At 42.6% G+C, this 17,143-nt stretch carries 15 protein-coding genes and 1 other RNA gene; 8 read left to right on the top strand and 8 right to left on the bottom strand.

Annotated elements, in window-relative coordinates; translation table 11 throughout:
• Positions 1 to 42: 42 nt before the first annotated feature.
• Positions 43 to 1,746: a sodium:solute symporter gene (locus ACFSTG_RS13240; RefSeq protein WP_380753828.1), complete on the top strand. Its 1,704-nt coding sequence runs from the start codon at positions 43 to 45 to the stop codon at positions 1,744 to 1,746.
• Positions 1,747 to 1,806: 60 nt separating this feature from the next.
• On the opposite strand, the gene ACFSTG_RS13235 is transcribed toward ACFSTG_RS13240, so the two are convergent.
• From ACFSTG_RS13235 to ACFSTG_RS13225, 3 genes are read right to left on the bottom strand one after another with little or no spacing between them, the layout of a single operon-like run.
• Positions 1,807 to 2,655: a DUF2911 domain-containing protein gene (locus tag ACFSTG_RS13235; protein ID WP_380753825.1), complete on the bottom strand. Its 849-nt coding sequence runs from the start codon at positions 2,653 to 2,655 to the stop codon at positions 1,807 to 1,809.
• Between the two features lie 44 nt (positions 2,656 to 2,699).
• Positions 2,700 to 3,449 carry a 3-deoxy-manno-octulosonate cytidylyltransferase gene (kdsB, locus tag ACFSTG_RS13230; RefSeq protein WP_380753822.1) on the bottom strand — a complete coding sequence of 250 codons (750 nt, stop codon included), beginning with the start codon at positions 3,447 to 3,449 and terminating at the stop codon, positions 2,700 to 2,702.
• Positions 3,450 to 3,482: 33 nt separating this feature from the next.
• Complete coding sequence (locus ACFSTG_RS13225; protein WP_380754116.1) at positions 3,483 to 4,907, bottom strand: ATP-dependent DNA helicase; 1,425 nt, start codon at positions 4,905 to 4,907, stop codon at positions 3,483 to 3,485.
• Positions 4,908 to 5,032: 125 nt separating this feature from the next.
• Here ACFSTG_RS13225 and ACFSTG_RS13220 point away from each other — a divergent pair, with 125 nt between their 5' ends.
• The 4 genes from ACFSTG_RS13220 to ACFSTG_RS13205 are packed head-to-tail and all read left to right on the top strand — an operon-like array spanning position 5,033 to position 7,413.
• Positions 5,033 to 5,683 (top strand): hypothetical protein, encoded by a 651-nt coding sequence (locus ACFSTG_RS13220; RefSeq protein WP_380753819.1) that lies wholly within the window; start codon positions 5,033 to 5,035, stop codon positions 5,681 to 5,683.
• The gene (locus tag ACFSTG_RS13215; RefSeq protein ID WP_380753816.1) at positions 5,592 to 6,497 is read left to right on the top strand and encodes a DUF3822 family protein; all 906 of its coding nucleotides are present in this window, start codon (positions 5,592 to 5,594) and stop codon (positions 6,495 to 6,497) included. Before ACFSTG_RS13220 ends, ACFSTG_RS13215 begins: the two co-directional genes overlap by 92 nt.
• Positions 6,494 to 7,027: an RsmD family RNA methyltransferase gene (locus ACFSTG_RS13210; protein WP_380753813.1), complete on the top strand. Its 534-nt coding sequence runs from the start codon at positions 6,494 to 6,496 to the stop codon at positions 7,025 to 7,027. The genes ACFSTG_RS13215 and ACFSTG_RS13210 overlap by 4 nt, the downstream gene beginning before the upstream one ends.
• Before the next feature lie 8 nt (positions 7,028 to 7,035).
• The gene (locus tag ACFSTG_RS13205) at positions 7,036 to 7,413 is read left to right on the top strand and encodes a hypothetical protein (RefSeq protein WP_380753810.1); all 378 of its coding nucleotides are present in this window, start codon (positions 7,036 to 7,038) and stop codon (positions 7,411 to 7,413) included.
• On the opposite strand, the gene rnpB is transcribed toward ACFSTG_RS13205, so the two are convergent.
• An RNA gene (gene rnpB / locus ACFSTG_RS13200) (RNase P RNA component class A) lies at positions 7,412 to 7,748 on the bottom strand. The two genes, ACFSTG_RS13205 and rnpB, sit on opposite strands and share 2 nt — an antisense overlap.
• A 149-nt stretch (positions 7,749 to 7,897) precedes the next feature.
• Here rnpB and ACFSTG_RS13195 point away from each other — a divergent pair.
• On the top strand, positions 7,898 to 9,760 hold the full coding sequence (locus ACFSTG_RS13195; RefSeq protein ID WP_380753807.1) for a DNA polymerase III subunit gamma/tau: 1,863 nt from the start codon (positions 7,898 to 7,900) through the stop codon (positions 9,758 to 9,760).
• Between the two features lie 3 nt (positions 9,761 to 9,763).
• Entirely contained in the window at positions 9,764 to 10,345 is a 582-nt protein-coding gene (gene miaE / locus ACFSTG_RS13190) for a tRNA-(ms[2]io[6]A)-hydroxylase (RefSeq protein ID WP_380753804.1), read from the top strand.
• Here the strand turns inward: miaE and ACFSTG_RS13185 are convergent.
• Genes ACFSTG_RS13185 through pdxH form a run of 4 tightly spaced genes read right to left on the bottom strand, consistent with a single transcriptional unit; the run spans position 10,332 to position 14,493 of the window.
• On the bottom strand, positions 10,332 to 11,240 hold the full coding sequence (locus ACFSTG_RS13185) for a Ppx/GppA phosphatase family protein (protein ID WP_380753801.1): 909 nt from the start codon (positions 11,238 to 11,240) through the stop codon (positions 10,332 to 10,334). The two genes, miaE and ACFSTG_RS13185, sit on opposite strands and share 14 nt — an antisense overlap.
• On the bottom strand, positions 11,237 to 13,342 hold the full coding sequence (ppk1, locus tag ACFSTG_RS13180) for a polyphosphate kinase 1 (protein WP_380753798.1): 2,106 nt from the start codon (positions 13,340 to 13,342) through the stop codon (positions 11,237 to 11,239). Before ppk1 ends, ACFSTG_RS13185 begins: the two co-directional genes overlap by 4 nt.
• A 3-nt stretch (positions 13,343 to 13,345) precedes the next feature.
• On the bottom strand, positions 13,346 to 13,831 hold the full coding sequence (locus ACFSTG_RS13175) for a SixA phosphatase family protein (RefSeq protein WP_380753795.1): 486 nt from the start codon (positions 13,829 to 13,831) through the stop codon (positions 13,346 to 13,348).
• A 17-nt stretch (positions 13,832 to 13,848) separates the two neighbouring features.
• Positions 13,849 to 14,493, bottom strand: a complete 645-nt coding sequence (gene pdxH, locus ACFSTG_RS13170; RefSeq protein WP_380753792.1) for a pyridoxamine 5'-phosphate oxidase — start codon at positions 14,491 to 14,493, stop codon at positions 13,849 to 13,851.
• A gap of 544 nt (positions 14,494 to 15,037) precedes the next feature.
• Here pdxH and ACFSTG_RS13165 point away from each other — a divergent pair.
• Positions 15,038 to 17,143, top strand: a 2,106-nt coding sequence (locus tag ACFSTG_RS13165; RefSeq protein ID WP_380753789.1) for a SprB repeat-containing protein, incomplete at its 3' end; no start/stop codon positions are given.

The following is a 17,143-nucleotide window of genomic DNA, read 5'->3' as shown; positions in this document are numbered from 1 at the left end:
ATATCGTATTGTTTTACCTGTTAATGACCTTTTTTTCCTGATATGCTGTTACTGGACTGGATCGTACTTATTGGCACCCTTGTTTTTATAGTTACTTACGGGGCCTATAAGACCCGGGGCAGTAAAAATGTTCAGGATTATATTCGCGGTGGGAATGAGGCAAAATGGTGGACGGTGGGCCTTTCTGTCATGGCCACTCAGGCCAGTGCCATTACCTTCCTGTCCACCCCCGGCCAGGCATTCCACAGCGGAATGGGCTTCGTACAGTTCTACTTTGGATTGCCTATTGCCATGGTCATTATTTGCATGGTCTTTATACCTATTTACTACCGGCTGGAAGTTTATACGGCCTATGAATACCTGGAGTCGCGTTTTGACCTCAAGACCCGCACCCTGACAGCACTACTCTTCCTAACCCAGCGTGGTCTCGCTGCTGGAATTACGATTTTTGCCCCGGCCATTATTCTCTCCGCCGTCCTTGGGTGGGATCTCACTACCCTGAACATCCTTATTGGGGTTTTAGTGATCATTTATACCGTGTCAGGAGGAACAAAGGCAGTTAATGTCACTCAAAAGCAGCAAATGGCGGTAATATTCTTCGGAATGATCACTGCTTTCCTACTTATCATTCAATACCTGCCGGAAGAGATCACTTTTACCAAGGCCCTGGAGGTCGCCGGAAGCAGCGGAAAACTGGACATTCTGGATTTCTCCCTGGATTTTGACAACAGATACACTTTTTGGAGCGGCATAATTGGAGGGACCTTTCTGGCCCTATCCTATTTTGGAACAGACCAGAGCCAGGTACAACGGTATCTTTCAGGAAAATCTGTTCAGCAAAGTCAGCTGGGATTGATCTTCAACGGACTCTTAAAAGTACCAATGCAGTTCTTTATCCTGCTGGTGGGGGTGATGGTTTTCGTGTTCTATCAATTTAATAATTCCCCTCTTAATTTCAATCCTGCGGCGACCAGTGCGGTTCATGCCTCCCAGCTCGCTCCCGAATACCGGGAACTAGAAAAGGAACTGGAACAGATCCAGGATGAAAAACAGCAAAAAACCCTTTTCTATGCCGGGGCAGAAGATTTTTCATCTCAGCAACGGGATCTTTTCAGAGAAGAAATGCTGCAACTCAATGAGGCTGAAGTACAGACAAGGGCTGAAGCTGCAGACCTTATCTCAAGGGCCAATTCAACCGTAGAGACCAATGACAAGGATTATGTATTTATACATTTTATCCTGAATAACCTGCCAAGGGGTCTGATAGGTCTTTTACTGGCGGTAATCCTTTCAGCGGCCATGTCTTCGACGGCATCTGAGCTTAATGCCCTGGCATCAACAACGGTTATCGATCTTTATAAAAGAAATCTGGTAGGTGCGAGATCAGAAAAACATTTCGTGAAAGCCTCCAAATGGTTCACTCTGGGCTGGGGGATCATTGCCATCATGGTTGCAAGTTTTGCTGAGCTCTTTGACAATCTTATACAGCTGGTGAACATCATTGGCTCTATATTCTATGGTAATGTACTGGGCATTTTTCTGCTGGCATTTTTCTTCAAATATGTTAAAGGCAACGCGGTGTTCATTGCAGCCCTTATTACGCAGGCCATGATTATCACAATTTATTTTATGGAAATTATGCCCTATTTATGGCTAAATGTTACCGGATGCCTTCTGGTAATTACCCTCGCTTTCATGTTACAGTCATGGTTCAATACAAGTGGAAATAACACTGTCAACCCCTGATCAAGGGATAATAAAAAAAGCGGCCGGAGCCGCTCTTTTTATTAATTCTTAACAGAATAATTATTGCTTGGCACCCCATTCTTTCAGGGAATCCTTATTCATTTTGATATAATCCTGATTCCCTGCCTTTTCTGCCGCGGCAAGTGATTTTTTAGCGGTTGCAATGGCCTCCTCTTTTTTACCAAGATCGGCTTCAATAAGCGATTTTCTGCGCAACACCCAGTATGGAGCCGGTTCCTGCATTTCTACCGCTTTATTGATCCATTCATAAGCTTTCTGAAGATCCTTTTTTTCATCGTGGAAATAAGTAGCTGCAGCAACATAATCTCCTGCGGTTGGACCGTTCATTACTTTTTCTATGCTGGCCATAGTCAGCGAATCTGTAGGAACCTTGAACTCAAGGCTGGCGAGGGTATTGTCCCAAATAAAATTAAGGTCTGCAGAATCGTTCTTTAAATCGTCGATAAGAATGGTAAAGGATTCCATTTCCATGGGCATCTCCTGTACTTTTGCTGTCGCCTCAAGGGCTACCTTACTCTCATCCCATTCCTGCGGGACTCCCCAATTGTTACTGTCTTTGTAAAAGATCACTTTCCATTCCTTTTCCTGCGGAACGGTGAAGATGGCGTAAGTTCCTTTTGGAAGGTCTTTCCCTTCAATGGTCACATCATGACTAAAGGATATGGTGGTATTCATATTAGCTCCCGTTCTCCATTTTTCATTGAAGGGAACGAGTTCCCCGAAAATGGTACGACCTCTCATCCCCGGGCGGGAATAATTCACGGTAACATCAGTTAGTCCAACTTTCTGCTCGATCTTGGCTGCAGGACTGGGTTGCGGTGCCTGCACCTGACCTGAAACTGAAAAGGTGAAAAGTGCGGCAAATAAGATTAAATAAATTTTTTTCATGGTGTTAGTTTAGTTCGTTTTCCCAAATATAGAGAATTTCCCGTCTACTCCTCCAGCAGTTTTCTCGCCTCTTCCAGATCTTCAGGAGTGTCTATCCCCACGCCTTTTACTGTGGTCTCTACCATTTTGATGTTTTTGCCGTATTCCAGATACCTGAGGCATTCGATCTTTTCGGTAGCCTCCAGCACAAGCATAGGCAGGCGGTAAAAATCTAGTAAAGCCTGCTTCCGGAAAGCATAAATCCCAATATGTTTAAACCATGTGACCCCGGTGGTTTCATCGCGGGGAAAGGGAATGGGAGACCTTGAAAAGTAAAGTGCAAGATTATCTTTATCAGTGATCACCTTGACATTATTAGGATTCTCAATATCTTTTTTATTGATCAACGAAGTTTTCAACGAAGCAAGGTCGATCATCTCTGCATCTTTCTCATAAAAGACCTCCAGTAATTTCTGCAGGCTTTCAGTATCTATAAGAGGTTCATCCCCCTGGACATTCACTACGATATCAACGTCCATATCCTCCACAGCTTCAGCTATACGGTCACTACCACACTCATGCTCCTTTTTACTCCTGATGGCATTCCCCCCATTACCCACAATTTCGTTGAAAATAATCTCGCTATCGGTCACGACGTACACCTCGTCAAAAAGTTCAGTTTTTTTGGCAGCTTCATAGGTCCTTCTAATGACGGTCTTGCCGTGCAGGTCCTGCATCAGCTTTCCGGGAAAACGGGTGGCCGCATACCTGGCAGGGATCATAGCTATTATTCGAAGAGGTCTTTGTGTTGCCATGGCTGTTTTTTTAGAAATTCGGGGAAATTAATTTTATTCAGCAAAAAAATCATCTTTGAACCCTATAAGATAAAGTTTTTCCTTTGCCCGGGTTACTGCGGTATAAAGCCAGCGAAGGTAATCCTTATCGATCCCATTGGGCAGGTAAGGTTGTTCTACAAAAACGGTATTCCATTGACCTCCCTGTGATTTATGGCAGGTCATGGCATATGAGAATTTAATTTGTAAGGCATTGAAAAACTTATTGTTCTTCACCTTAAGGAACTTTTTATATTTGGTACGTTCATCCTCATAATCCTTCATCACTTCCTGGTAGAGTTTATTGGATTCATCATAAGTGAGCGAAGGGTTGTTGCTTTCAAGGGTATCTAACAGCACTACCGTTTCAATGGGCTGCATATTGGGATAATCAACCATTTGGGCTTTTATTTCGGCGAAACGGAAGCCATACAACTCTTTGATCGCGAAAATTTCAAGTACCTTAATGATATCACCGTTAGCAATGAAACCGGCCTCGCTGGTGGGCTTAACCCAGAAATAATTGTTCTTAACCACCATTAGATAATCCCCCGCAGAGATCTCTTCCTCCTGAAAAAGGATTCGGGAACGTATTTGCTGGTTGTATAGGTTTGCCCTTTTATTTGATCTTACAATAATGGTGGTATCCTCATGCCCCAGCTCCCGGTAGGAATTCTCAATAGCTTCCATAATCTCGTACCCGTCCACCAGTCTTATAACATCTTTCTTTTGTGTAAGCTTAAATTTGAAGGATTCATAGAATTCTTCCCGAAGCGCTTCCCTAATAAGTGTAGCATTTAGCAGGATATCGCTTTCCTCGCTTTGCCGCACTACCTCGTCAAGCTCGATATGTATTACCTCTTTAAGATAGGTATTCTGTAATGTTTGTGCTTCCAGGGCCGGGCTAACATCCAGTTTCACCGGGGGTAGCTGCGCAGTATCGCCAATGAGGATAAGCTGGCATTTATGGCCCGAGTAAACATACTGCATGAGATCGTCAAGCAAAGATCCATTCTCAAACATTTTGGCATCATTATTCACATCTGGGATCATAGATGCCTCATCTACTATAAAAATACAATTTCGGTGTTTGTTAGGCTGAAGAACAAAACTCACTCCTGCACCAGACTTTTTCTTCGGAAAGTAAATCTTCTTATGAATGGTAAACGCTTCCCTTCCCGAATAGTTGGAGATGACCTTGGCGGCCCTTCCTGTAGGTGCCATTAAGACACCGCTCTTTTTTACTTTCCAGAGATTCTTTACCAGGGAGCTGATGATGGTCGTCTTACCTGTCCCGGCGTAACCCTTCAGAAGAAAAACAGAATCTTTTTTCTCTTCTATTATAAATGAGGATAATTGTTGAAGTACAATATCCTGTTTAAGCTTCGCCTCAAATTTCAGGTCTTCCAGTAACAGGTTGTAAAAAGCCGAAACATTCATTATCTCCATAAGCAGTATTTCCTCAAAGCTCAAAGATACTAAGGTTTTTTTCGGAAGAAACTTTTGCGAATAAAAAAAAATTGTAGATTTGCGGGGAACACTTATTAAACTTAAAGCTGCAACGCATGAAACTTGTCATTCAGTTAGTTCTTTGGATCGTGATTTTTTTCCTGGGATACCTGGTATTTAATTCGATCTACGAACCTATTAAATTCAATAAACTTAAAGAGGCAAGATATGCCAAAGTAATTGAGAATCTTAAAGATATCAGGCAGGCTGAAATGGCACACCGCACGGTAACCGGCAGGTTTGAAGGTGACTGGGATAAACTGGTACGTTTTCTGGACACTGCACAGTTCACACTTACACAAAGACGTGATACTACAGTTATGGATGAGGAGTACAGGAAAACGTTTGGCGTTGACCAGTTAAAGGAAATTGTGGTAATCGATACCCTCGGAAAAAGATCAGTCAAAGATTCACTTTTTGGAGGTTCAGACCGCTACAAGAGAATGATGATCGTTCCTATTAAAGGAGTAGATGCTAAATTTGAATTGCAGGCAGGTACTGTTGCAAAAAATGAAACAAGAATCCCTGTTTTTGAAGCCAGGATTGCCAAGGATATTGTTTTAAAAGGTCAGGACAAAGATCTTATAAATCAGGAAAAAGAAATAGTAGGCGTTGATGAAGTACCCGGACCGTACATTTCGGTTGGTTCAATGGAAGAAGTCAATACCAGCGGAAATTGGCCTCTTAGGTATGGTGACGCCGAATAAGGAAAAAAATATACCAAATATAAAGTTGTCCATTCTGGTTAGCCTGAATGGACTTTCTTTTTGTGCCCTTTCCAAAAAGGAAAAAAAGATCCTTTTTTTTAAAGAGGTAAACTTCACCAGGAAATTGAATCCGCTTGAAGTCCTTCAGCAAATAGAAAAATTATATGAGCAGGAGGAATTTCTTAAAAATGAAAAACCGGAGGTGCTCGTTCTTTATTCGAATGAACTTTACAGCCTTGTTCCTAAAAGTCTTTTCTCTGAAGAAAATGCATCAGATTATTTGAAGTTCAATACCCGGATCCTTGAGACTGACTACATTACTGAGGATCATCTTGAGGATGCCGGTATCGTCAACGTCTTCATCCCTTTCACCAATATCAATAATTTCTTCTTCGAGCAATACGGGGAATTTGAATACCGCCATTGCCAGAGTGTCCTGGTAGAACATTTTCTTGAACAGAACAGGAAGCAGGAAGGGGTTCCCAGGGTCTATCTCAACTGCTATACGCGTGGTTATGACCTGGTGGTGATTCGAAACGGGAAACTGCTTCTGGCGAATTCTTTCAAGTGCCACACCAGTGAAGATTTTATCTATTACCTTCTGTTTACTGCAGAACAGCTGGAACTGGACCCTTCTGAATTTAAACTTATCCTGCTGGGAAAGATCACCGCCAATTCAGATTATTATCAAATGGCTTATACTTATATAAGGAATATCTCGTTTCTGGAAACCAGCTTCGGCTATAGCTTTCCGTTCAAGGAGGAACCTCCCAAAGGATATATGCATTTCACCTTATTTAAAGCATTATCATGAGGATAGTTTCAGGAACCCATAAAGGAAAGAAGATCACAGCCCCTAAAAAACTTCCGGTACGTCCTACCACAGATTTTGCCAAAGAAGCCTTGTTCAATATTTTGAACAATAACTATCATTTTTCAGCATTGAAGGTCATAGATCTTTTTAGCGGTACGGGAAACATAACCTATGAATTTGCCTCGAGGGGAGCCAGAGAGATCATTGCTGTTGACGCTCATTTTGAATGTGTAAAATTCATCAACAGGATCACTGAAGAACTGGACATGCCGGTGAGAACAGTAAAAAGCGATGTTTTCAAATACCTAACGGCCACCGGGGAAACCGCTGATATTATTTTTGCCGATCCACCTTACAATTTCGATTTGGAGGCTCTAAGCTCAATTGTAGAAACCACGTTTTCCAGGAACCTTCTGAATGAGAATGGAACTCTTATTATTGAACATTCAAAAAAAATGGACCTCTCATCCCTGGAGCATTTTACGGTAGCCCGTAAATATGGAAATTCAGTATTCAGCTTTTTTGAATAAGACCATTGATGGCTAATCCTTCAAACATTGTTGATCTTGATTTCACCACTCTGCAGTTTTTTGAAGACTATGTGATCTCACGGCTAAAAGAAGATATTGTTTTTGACGTGCCGCAGGTGGCAGAACTGGTGGAAGTTTGCACCAACCATTACGGGAAAAAGGAATTTGTTTATATCTCCAAAAGGGAGTACAACTACAATGTGAACCCTACCATTTACTTTAAGCTGGAGCAGGCAAAATTTCTTAAAGGCATAGCCGTAGTAAGCCAAAAAGCCTCCTCCCTGAACATGGCCCATTTTGAGAAAAATTTTTCGAAAGTTCCCTATGAGGTCTTTCTGGAACTTGAAGACGCAATGGAATGGGCAAAAAAAAGGCTGGGAAAATAAAAAAAGCAGACCTGTAAGCCGGATTCTGTACCCCAATCCCGAATTAACCGGAACTGAAGCCCTTATCATTTATCTGAGATCTTTGTTGCCAAAGACCTTTAGCTGCCTACCCTCCGGCAACGGACGGGCAATCCTTAAGAGCCGGTATACATGGCATTGCACCGCATAGAGTTTACCTGATTTCACTACAGCATTACCTGTACATCCTTTCTGTTGCACTGGTCCTGACCCCGATCCCTTTCGGGACGGGGCCGGTGGGTGTTACCCACTACGCTGCCCTGTGGTGTCCGGACTTTCCTCCCCGACAAAGTCGGAGCGATAAGGCGGTCTGCTTACTACAAAGGTAATAACCTAAGCTCCTCATTTCCTATCTTTATTGGAATAAAAATTATGCCACCTTTGAACAGCCAATTGTGGATAAAAAGACAGGGATAAACCCGGCTTTCGGTTTTGTATTTTTATATTTGTCTTCTAAATATTATCAATGGAACATTTTGTAGTATCGGCAAGAAAGTACCGTCCCCAATCCTTTAAGGATGTGGTAGGGCAGCAAGCTATTACCAATACCTTACTCAATGCCATTGAACATGATCACCTTGCGCAGGCCCTTTTGTTTACGGGTCCCCGGGGAGTGGGCAAAACCACCTGCGCCCGTATCCTCGCCAAGAAGATCAACCAGGATGACAACCAGGATCCAAATGAAGATTTTGCCTTTAATATCTTTGAACTGGATGCCGCTTCCAATAACTCGGTGGATGACATAAGGAACCTTATCGACCAGGTACGCATCCCGCCTCAGGTAGGCACTTACAAGGTGTACATAATAGATGAGGTGCACATGTTATCTCAGGCGGCTTTCAATGCTTTCCTGAAGACCCTGGAGGAGCCACCAAGGCACGCCATCTTCATTTTGGCAACTACAGAAAAACACAAGATAATTCCCACTATACTTTCCCGTTGTCAGATCTTTGACTTTAAAAGGATCACGGTAAAGGACGCGAAGGATTACCTGGGTTATATCGCCGAACAGGAAGGAGTAGCTGCGGAAGACGATGCCCTGCACATTATCGCCCAAAAGGCAGATGGTGCCATGAGGGACGCCCTTTCCATTTATGACAGGGTGGTTAGTTTCAGCGGAAAAGAACTTACCCGCCAGGCAGTGACAGAGAACCTGAACGTACTGGATTACGACACTTATATTACCACCACAGATCTTATCCTTGAGAACGATATACCACAACTGCTGGTACAGTACAATGAGATCCTTTCCCATGGTTTTGACGGCCATCATTTTATTGCCGGTTTGGCATCACATTTCAGGGATCTGCTGGTTTGTCAGAATCCCAAGACCATCAATCTGCTTGAAGTGGGAGAGAACACCAAAGCTCTCTATTTTAAACAGGCTCAAAAAGCACCGGCCCAATTCCTGTTGAAGGGGATCGAGCTGGCCAATGAATGTGATCTAAAATACAAGAGCAGCCGAAACCAGCGTTTACTGGTCGAACTGTGCCTTATGCAACTGGCTTCTCTCACCTTTAGCGGTGAAAAAAAAAACGATAGCTCGTTCATAATTCCGGCTTCTCATTTTACCCAGCCACCGGTTCCCACTCCCGCCTATAAATTGACGCCTAAGGAGAAAGAAGTGATCTCCAAAAATGAATATTCGCAGGGGGATTCTGCCCCTCCAAAAGAGGCACAATTACCTACTCCGGCTGAAGGCACCTGTGACCCACAGAATCCTGTCAACGAAGAATCTCAGAATGACCTGCAATCTTCTCCTGCAAATGAACCCGCAGAATTGGATCAGCAACAGGAAGTTCAGGTAAGCGGTTCAGCTTCCGCAGAAGAAGAACAAGTGACCCCACCTGCTGAAACCGAAAAGCCTGAAAGAAAAGTCTCCGGACTCTCCCTGAAGAGCATTCAGAAGAAAAAAGAACTGGAAGCACAAAAGCGGGAAGCAAAGGAGGAAGAGGTCATAGAAAAGAATACCGAGTTCACTGAAGAGGAAATGCGGGAAGCCTGGAAAGAATACACCCAGGAACAGAACGAGAAAGGGGAAAAAATACTGGCTTCCATTTTACAGACAGATATTCCTGTCCTTAAGGGAAAAGATATCTGTATGGAACTTCCCAATGATACGATGAAACTCGAACTGGAAAGGGTACAGTATTATTTGATGGGCTTTTTAAAGGAAAAGCTACAGAACACCCATCTCCAGTTAAAGATCACGGTTAACGAAAAGGCCGAGAAGAAATTCGCCTTCACTCCTATCGAAAAATTTGAAAAACTTAAAGAGAAAAATCCTCTTTTAGAGAAGCTACGTTCCACTTTTGACCTGGATGTTTAAATTATGCTAGGATTAAAATTACCTACAGACCCACGCTGGGTCAATATTGTCGAAAAGAATATTGAGGAGATCCTTACAGATCATGCTTACTGTGAGCAAAAAGCAGCCTCTACGGCTATTTCCCTCATAGTCACCCATCCGGAGTATTCTGATCTGGTTACAGCCATGACGGCCCTTGCCAAGGAAGAAATGAGCCATTTTAAAATGGTTCACGACAGGATCCTGGCCCGTGGATTAACCCTTGGAAGGGATAGAAAAGATGAATATGTGGTAAAATTGATGACCTTCTTTCCTAAAGGAGGAAGCCGGGTTACCAATCTGGTTCATCGTCTTTTGTATGCAGCCCTTATCGAAGCCCGAAGTTGCGAGCGGTTCAGATTACTTTCTGAAGAGCTTGAGGACCGGGAACTCGCAGATTTTTATCGCAGTTTAATGGTGAGTGAAGCTAATCACTATACCATGTTTCTCAATTTTGCCCGGCAATACGGAGACAGGAAGCAGGTGGACCAAAAGTGGCAGGACCTGCTAAATTTTGAAGCTGAGATTATGAAAGACCTGGGAAAATCTGAAACTATGCATGGGTAGACGCGTTGAGCGTTTCCTGGTAAAGCGATTTAATTATCCCATCTGATAAACCTATTTTAGGAACATAGATACGTCTCGCCCTCGTCCACTTCATCGCTGAGAGGTATATTTTAGCTGCCGGCACGATCACATCTGCCCTGTCCTGGTTCAGGTTGAGCTGGGTGATCCTTTCTTCATAGGTGAAAGACTGCAGTAATTGATAATAGGAACTCAGGTAAAGGAAACTAAGGGGTTTCCCGTTTGCCTTTCCGCTACTTTTGAATATATTGTTGATGTTCCCCCCAGATCCTATCAGGTCAATCTTTGTATATTCTTTTGTAGTTTGCTTGATCCACTCCTCTACTTCCTTCCAAACAGTCTCAGTTACCATGTCATTCAGAAGTCTTACAGTTCCCAGTTTAAACGATCGGGAAGCAACTGTTTTTCCATTGGAGTAAAGGGTAAATTCCGTACTACCTCCCCCAACATCTACGTATAGGTATGTTTTATCTGTCTGAATTAGGGCATGCAGGTCTGTGGCAGCAATAATAGCCGCTTCATCATTTCCGTCAATAATGTTGATGTCGATCCCGGTTTCCTCTTCTATCTTTCGGGCGACCTCTTCCCCATTTTCAGATTCCCGCATGGCCGAGGTGGCACAAGCTTTATATTTTTCAATTTTATGAGCTCTCATCAACAGCTTAAAGGCCTGCATGGTATCGATCATGCGTTCGGTGTTTTCAGCAGAAATATTTTTGGAGATAAATACATCTGCTCCCAGTCTTATGGGTACCCTCACCAGGGAAGTCTTCTTAAAGAGGGGATCCCTTCCCTCCTGCTCGGTTACGGTAGAGATGAGCAACCTCACGGCATTTGATCCAATATCTATTGCGGCATATTTCTTCTGAACGATCATTTTTCCTTTTCAAGTTTCTTTAAATAATAGTCATAGAGGGCAAACTGTGAACGCAGAGGCGCTTTATTATTCTTACGGTAGGCGTTGTCCTGTTTTGCCGATAAGATCCTGGCTTTGACATTATCACTCCAGCAGATCTCAAAGGTGTCGATCAACTCCTGTTGTATGGAATGGTCGTAAATGGGACAAGTGATCTCCACACGGTAATCCAGGTTTCGGGTCATCCAGTCTGCCGAAGAAATAAAAACCCTGGGTTTTTTGTCATTTTCAAAAATGCAGATCCGGGGATGTTCCAGATATTTATCTACAATACTTATTACCTCAATATTCTCGCTCATGTCTTTCACCCCCGGAATAAGGCAACAGATACCCCTTACTATCAATCGCATCTTTACTCCAGCCCTGCTGGCTTCGTAAAGCTTATCGATCAAATGGTAATCTGAAAGACTGTTGAGCTTAAGGCGGATCCCTGCAGGTTTACCGGCACCGGCATTTTCAATTTCGGTATTGATAAGTTTCATCAGTGAACTACGGGTATAATGCGGGGAGACAATCAAATGCTTATACCTGCTCACCTTGTAATTCACCTCAAAAAAATCGAAAACCTTATTCACTTCTTTCAGGATATCCTGGTGACTGGTGAAAAGTGTCAGGTCTGTATAGACCCTTGCAGTAGATTCATTAAAATTACCGGTACTAATAAAACCGTACCTCCTGATCTTGCCTTGTTCCATTCGTTCCACCACACAAGCTTTGGAATGTACTTTGAGTCCTTTAACCCCAAAAATAAGGTTCACCCCTTCCTGCTGCATCTGCTCGGCGTACTTAATATTGGCTACCTCATCAAACCTTGCCCTCAGTTCGATCTGCACGGTGACCTTCTTTCCGTTCTTTACTGCGTTGATCAAAGAACTCGCGATGTGTGAGATCTTGGCCAGGCGATAAATGGTGATCTTGATACTCTTCACAGCTGGATCAAGCGCAGCTTCCCTTAAGAATTTGATAGTATAGGAAAAGGTTTGATAAGGAGTGTGCAAAAGATAATCCTTTTCGGCTATTCCCTTGAACAAGCTCCCCTGCAGCACTAATCCCGGCATGGCTAAAGGTTCATAAGGTCTGTATTGCAACTCTTCACTTCCCAGGCTGGGGAAGTTCATGTAATCCCTTCTGTTATGATAACGACCCCCGGGAATAATACTGTCTGTGGCATCAATTCCCATTTTGCTCATGAGGTATTGCAGGGTGTCCTGCTCTATGTTCATGTCGTAGACAAACCTCACCGGTTCCCCTTCTATACGATCTTTCACGCTGGCTGAAATCTTTTCTATAAAAGACTTACTAAGGTCACTGTCAATATCCAATTCAGCATCTCTGGTTATTTTGATCATATGGGCCGTGATGCTCTCATATTCAAAAATGTTGAATATGGAATGGAGATGATACCTTATAAGATCATCCAGCAGGATCACGAATTGTTTCTCCCCCTCTTTAGGAAGCACTACAAAACGCTCAATACTCCTGGGGATCTCAATAAGCACATATTTTTTTTCTTTCAACTGCCTGCTTACCACCGGGGAATTTCCGTTGGTCTTTTTTGCAGCAGGCTCCTTCATGACCATTTTCACAGCGAGATAAGCAGCGCTGTCCTTTAAACGGGGAATTTCAGGCAGGTCGTTGAGAATGATGGTTACCAGGGCCGGGCTCACCTTTTGAAAAAAGAAGTTCTTCAGGAAGGATTGCTGTGATTTGGAAACCTGCTTCTCATTTATAATAAAAATATTATAATCCTTTAATTTATTCTGAATGGAGTCCAGGATGTTGAGGCTTTCACTTTGCTGGTCGATCACGATCTGGGTGATCTCCTCCAGCAGCCTATTGGCTTTTATTCCGCCTAAAACACTTTTTCCACCTTTCCCGGCCAGGTCAATACGTTTGATGGTGGCATACCTTACTTTAAAGAATTCATCCAGATTATTTGAAAATATTCCCAGGAACCTAAGACGCTCAATAAGGGGCACCGTCTTATCTGCTGCTTCCTGCAATACCCGTGCATTAAATTGTAACCAGCTTAACTCCCGGTTTATATATTTATTATTCTCCATAGATCACCTTAAATTCTTCGGAAATAAATATAAGATTGTTTTTCCGTCTTTGAGGTTTGTCCAGGAATCGGTTTCAAATTGTATAAGGCTTAACCCGGTGGTGGGAATGTTATCGAAGCTGCGGTCACCTAAAGAATTGACCACTCCGGTCATAGCTGGATTATGCCCGAAGACCATTAGATGGTCTATAGAGTCGTCACACGAGTTGATAGTCCTCAAAAGGTCACCTGCACTAAAAGTATAAAGTGTATCTTTAATAAAGAAATCATCCTCGGCCACTTCCAGTTCTTTCTGAAACAAACGGGCAGTGGTAAGAGCACGGTTAGCATAACTGCTCCAGATTTTCCAAGGCACATCACTGAAGTTTTGGAAAGCCTTTGTCACCAGGCGGGCGTCTTTATAAGCTCTTTTTTTCAAGGGGCGCTCCTCGTCGGGAAGATCTTTTTCCCAGGAAGATTTCCCATGTCTTACCAGAACAAGTTGTTTCATAATTCAGTTGTTTAAGATTATGGTGCCAGTCGGTCTATTTTCCAAAGTTCATTTTCCTTACTAAAGTAGATGCGGTCATGGAGACGATTAGGCCTGCCTTGCCAGAATTCAAATTCTGAGGGGAATACTTTATAACCTCCCCAATAGGGCGGCTTGGGTATCTCTTTCCCTTCATACTCTGCTTCCAGCTGTTCCAGTCTCTTCTTAAGAAACTCGCGGGAAGGAATCACTGAACTCTGGGCAGAAGCCCATGCTCCCAGCTGACTCCCTCGAGGCCGGGACCTGAAATATTCCTCAGCTTCTTCTTCGGAAGTCTTTCGGGCTATCCCCTTCACGATAACCTGCCGCTCAGAAGTAGGCCAGAAAAATGACAAACAGACTTTTGGATTTGCGCTAAGGGATTTTCCTTTTTCAGAAAGATAATTGGTATAGAATACAAATCCTTCACGGTCATATTCTTTTAGAAGCAGGACCCTGGATTTGGGATAACCATCCAGACCAATTGTTGAGAGGGTCATGGTATTGATCTCCTCAACCTCTTTATTTGTTTCGGTTTCTTTGATCCAGTAATGAAAAAGTTCAAAAGGATCTGATGGAATTTCTTCCTCCAGCAACTGATGCTTTTGGTACAATTTCCTATAGTCGTGAAGCTTGTTTTTCATAAAGCCAATTTACGGGTTTTACCCCAAATGACCGAAAAAAAAGAATTCTATATCTCCCCTAAATTGTAGGAAAACCAATTTATTTTTTTCATTAGAAAATCCATAAGTAACAGCCGCTACGGCATCAGAAAAGGGTTAAAATTTGATTAAGAGAAAGTAAGTTATTTCGTATAAATTTCCATTCGGAAAATTCGTCTTCTGAAATCCAGAACAGAAAAAATGTTCTCGAAATATGGCCTATAATAAACTGTTTCTGTGTCGTTTGTCCGTAAAACCCCACAGTACATCTAAAAGAAATGAAATTCCTTTTTTTAACAAAAAGATGCACTTAGATTTACCAAAGAAAGTTTAAAAAGCTTTTTTATAATCCAGAAGATTTCCCCCAAATCAGTCCCTGGAACATGTAAGAAAAAAATAATGTATTTCCGTTAATCCTCCCTTACGGATAAAAGGAACTTAACCTAAACAACAGAAGATTTATCAGAATATAACCTTAAGGAGTTTTATCTACTATGAAAAATTCTGCCAGGTCAATAATTCAAACATGACGACTATGATTTGGAAAACTACTCTCTCATTTATTGCAGCCTTATTTTTTGCAATAGGAATCAATGCGCAAACTCCCGATTTAAGAACCTGTATGGACCAAAATGGGACGACCCGCTGGAACTGCCCATCGAACAATTTCACTTTAGATGATGTATATCTTACACTTGTAGATGTGGATGGAAATGTTATAGACGAAAAAAGTTGTACTTCTGGAGTTGAGCAAACAGCTTTTGTTTATTTAAATTATACCTCTAACGCAAACAGCCCGATATATCAAACTCGTGTATTTGGCGATTTGGTAATTGAAGGTGAAAGTCAGGCTTTAAATGTTTATATTGGAGAAGTAAAACCAGCAAACCAGGGTTCTCAAACCAGTCAGATACACGGTCCTATAACCTGGATATGTGGAACAGAATTAAGACTTGAAAATATCCTGGTAGTTTGGAAACCTTCCTACGACTCTAAGATTTCCGAAAATAGCTATGACTGTTCTTCTTATGGAAAATCTCAGTGTGAATTTGGAACCGATACTTTTATTGCCGCTCCTTTAGCTGTTCAATTTGATTATTCAATTTGTCGTTCTGACGGTACTACCACCGTTATATATGATTCAACTACGAATGGAGGAAAAGCCCCCTTTACTCTTAACTGGGATTTTACCAGTGATGGAATAGTTGATTCCAATGTTGACAACCCTACATATAATACTACTTCTGCAGCAAATTTCTCTACTACTTTGGAGGTAATTGATGCCCAAGGCACTACTAGCTCTTACGTTGTTAATATTGATAATCCGGCAGAAATTGAATTATCGGCTGATAAATATGATGTTGGTTGTAATGAAGAAAATAATGGTAGTATTGACCTCAACATCTCTGGAGGAACTGCAGAATACAGTTTCTCCTGGATCGGACCTGATACCTTTTCTTCAAACCAGGAAGATCTTTCCGGTCTAAGTGCAGGAACATATGAAGTGACTGTTACTGATGCTTTTGGGTGTGAAAAAAGTTTATCAGTTGAAATTGGAGAACTGCAAACTCCTGCTACTCCTGTAGTAGACGGAAGTGTTACCCAGCCAACATGTGATGTAGCTACCGGATCTTTCAGCATCACTGCTGTAGCCGGAATGGAATACAGTTTTGACGGAGGTGCTTTTGGAACTACTACTTCCTGGTCTGAGCTTGCTGCCAATACTTATACTGTAGTTGCTAAAAATGCTGACGGATGTGTTTCTTCAGAACTTTCTGTAACAATCAACGACCAACCAGAAACGCCTGCTGCTCCTGTAGTAGCCGGGGAAGTTTCTCAGCCAACATGTGAGTTAGCAACCGGATCTTTCAGCATTACTGCTGTAGACGGAATGACTTACAGCTTCAACGGAGGTGCGTTTGGAACTACCACTTCCTGGTCTGATCTTGCTGCCGATACTTATACTGTAGTTGCTAAAAATGCTGACGGATGTGTTTCTTCAGAACTTTCTGTAACTATCAATGCTCAGCCTGAAACTCCAGCTGCTCCTGTAGTAGACGGAAGTGTTACTCAACCAACATGTGATGTAGCAACCGGATCTTTCAGCATTACTGCTGTAGCCGGAATGGAATACAGTTTTGACGGAGGTGCTTTTGGAACTACTACTTCCTGGTCTGAGCTTGCTGCCGATACTTATACTGTAGTTGCAAGAAACGCTGACGGATGTGTTTCTGAATCACTTACGGTAACTATCAACGCGCAGCCTGAAACTCCAGCTGCTCCAGCACTAGCCGGGGAAGTTACTCAACCAACATGCGACGTTGCAACCGGATCTTTCAGCATCACTCCTGTAAACGGAATGGAATACAGCTTTGATGGTGGTGAGTTTGGAACTACCACTTCCTGGTCTGGTCTTGCTGCCGATACTTATACTGTAACTGCAAGAAATACTGACGGATGTGTATCTGAAGCGCTTTCTGTAACTATCAATGCTCAGCCTGCAACTCATGATGCTCCAGCACTAGCTGGGGAAGTAACTCAGCCAACTTGTACTGTAGCTACCGGATCTTTCAGCATCACTGCTGTAGACGGAATGACTTACAGCTTCAACGGAGGTGCGTTTGGAACTACC

This window comes from Salinimicrobium flavum, assembly GCF_042684505.1.
Classification (GTDB): Bacteria; Bacteroidota; Bacteroidia; order Flavobacteriales; family Flavobacteriaceae; genus Salinimicrobium; species Salinimicrobium flavum.
This window is presented reverse-complemented; position numbering and strand designations above follow the sequence as displayed.

Bases quoted from the DNA above. Each gene is read 5' to 3' on its own strand.
- ACFSTG_RS13240 (WP_380753828.1), top strand. From the start codon at position 43: ATGCTGTTACTGGACTGGATCGTACTTATTGGCACCCTTGTTTTTATA.
- ACFSTG_RS13235 (WP_380753825.1), bottom strand. From the start codon at position 2,655: ATGAAAAAAATTTATTTAATCTTATTTGCCGCACTTTTCACCTTTTCA.
- kdsB (WP_380753822.1), bottom strand. From the start codon at position 3,449: ATGGCAACACAAAGACCTCTTCGAATAATAGCTATGATCCCTGCCAGG.
- ACFSTG_RS13225 (WP_380754116.1), bottom strand. From the start codon at position 4,907: ATGAATGTTTCGGCTTTTTACAACCTGTTACTGGAAGACCTGAAATTT.
- ACFSTG_RS13220 (WP_380753819.1), top strand. From the start codon at position 5,033: ATGAAACTTGTCATTCAGTTAGTTCTTTGGATCGTGATTTTTTTCCTG.
- ACFSTG_RS13215 (WP_380753816.1), top strand. From the start codon at position 5,592: ATGAAGTACCCGGACCGTACATTTCGGTTGGTTCAATGGAAGAAGTCA.
- ACFSTG_RS13210 (WP_380753813.1), top strand. From the start codon at position 6,494: ATGAGGATAGTTTCAGGAACCCATAAAGGAAAGAAGATCACAGCCCCT.
- ACFSTG_RS13205 (WP_380753810.1), top strand. From the start codon at position 7,036: ATGGCTAATCCTTCAAACATTGTTGATCTTGATTTCACCACTCTGCAG.
- ACFSTG_RS13195 (WP_380753807.1), top strand. From the start codon at position 7,898: ATGGAACATTTTGTAGTATCGGCAAGAAAGTACCGTCCCCAATCCTTT.
- miaE (WP_380753804.1), top strand. From the start codon at position 9,764: ATGCTAGGATTAAAATTACCTACAGACCCACGCTGGGTCAATATTGTC.
- ACFSTG_RS13185 (WP_380753801.1), bottom strand. From the start codon at position 11,240: ATGATCGTTCAGAAGAAATATGCCGCAATAGATATTGGATCAAATGCC.
- ppk1 (WP_380753798.1), bottom strand. From the start codon at position 13,342: ATGGAGAATAATAAATATATAAACCGGGAGTTAAGCTGGTTACAATTT.
- ACFSTG_RS13175 (WP_380753795.1), bottom strand. From the start codon at position 13,831: ATGAAACAACTTGTTCTGGTAAGACATGGGAAATCTTCCTGGGAAAAA.
- pdxH (WP_380753792.1), bottom strand. From the start codon at position 14,493: ATGAAAAACAAGCTTCACGACTATAGGAAATTGTACCAAAAGCATCAG.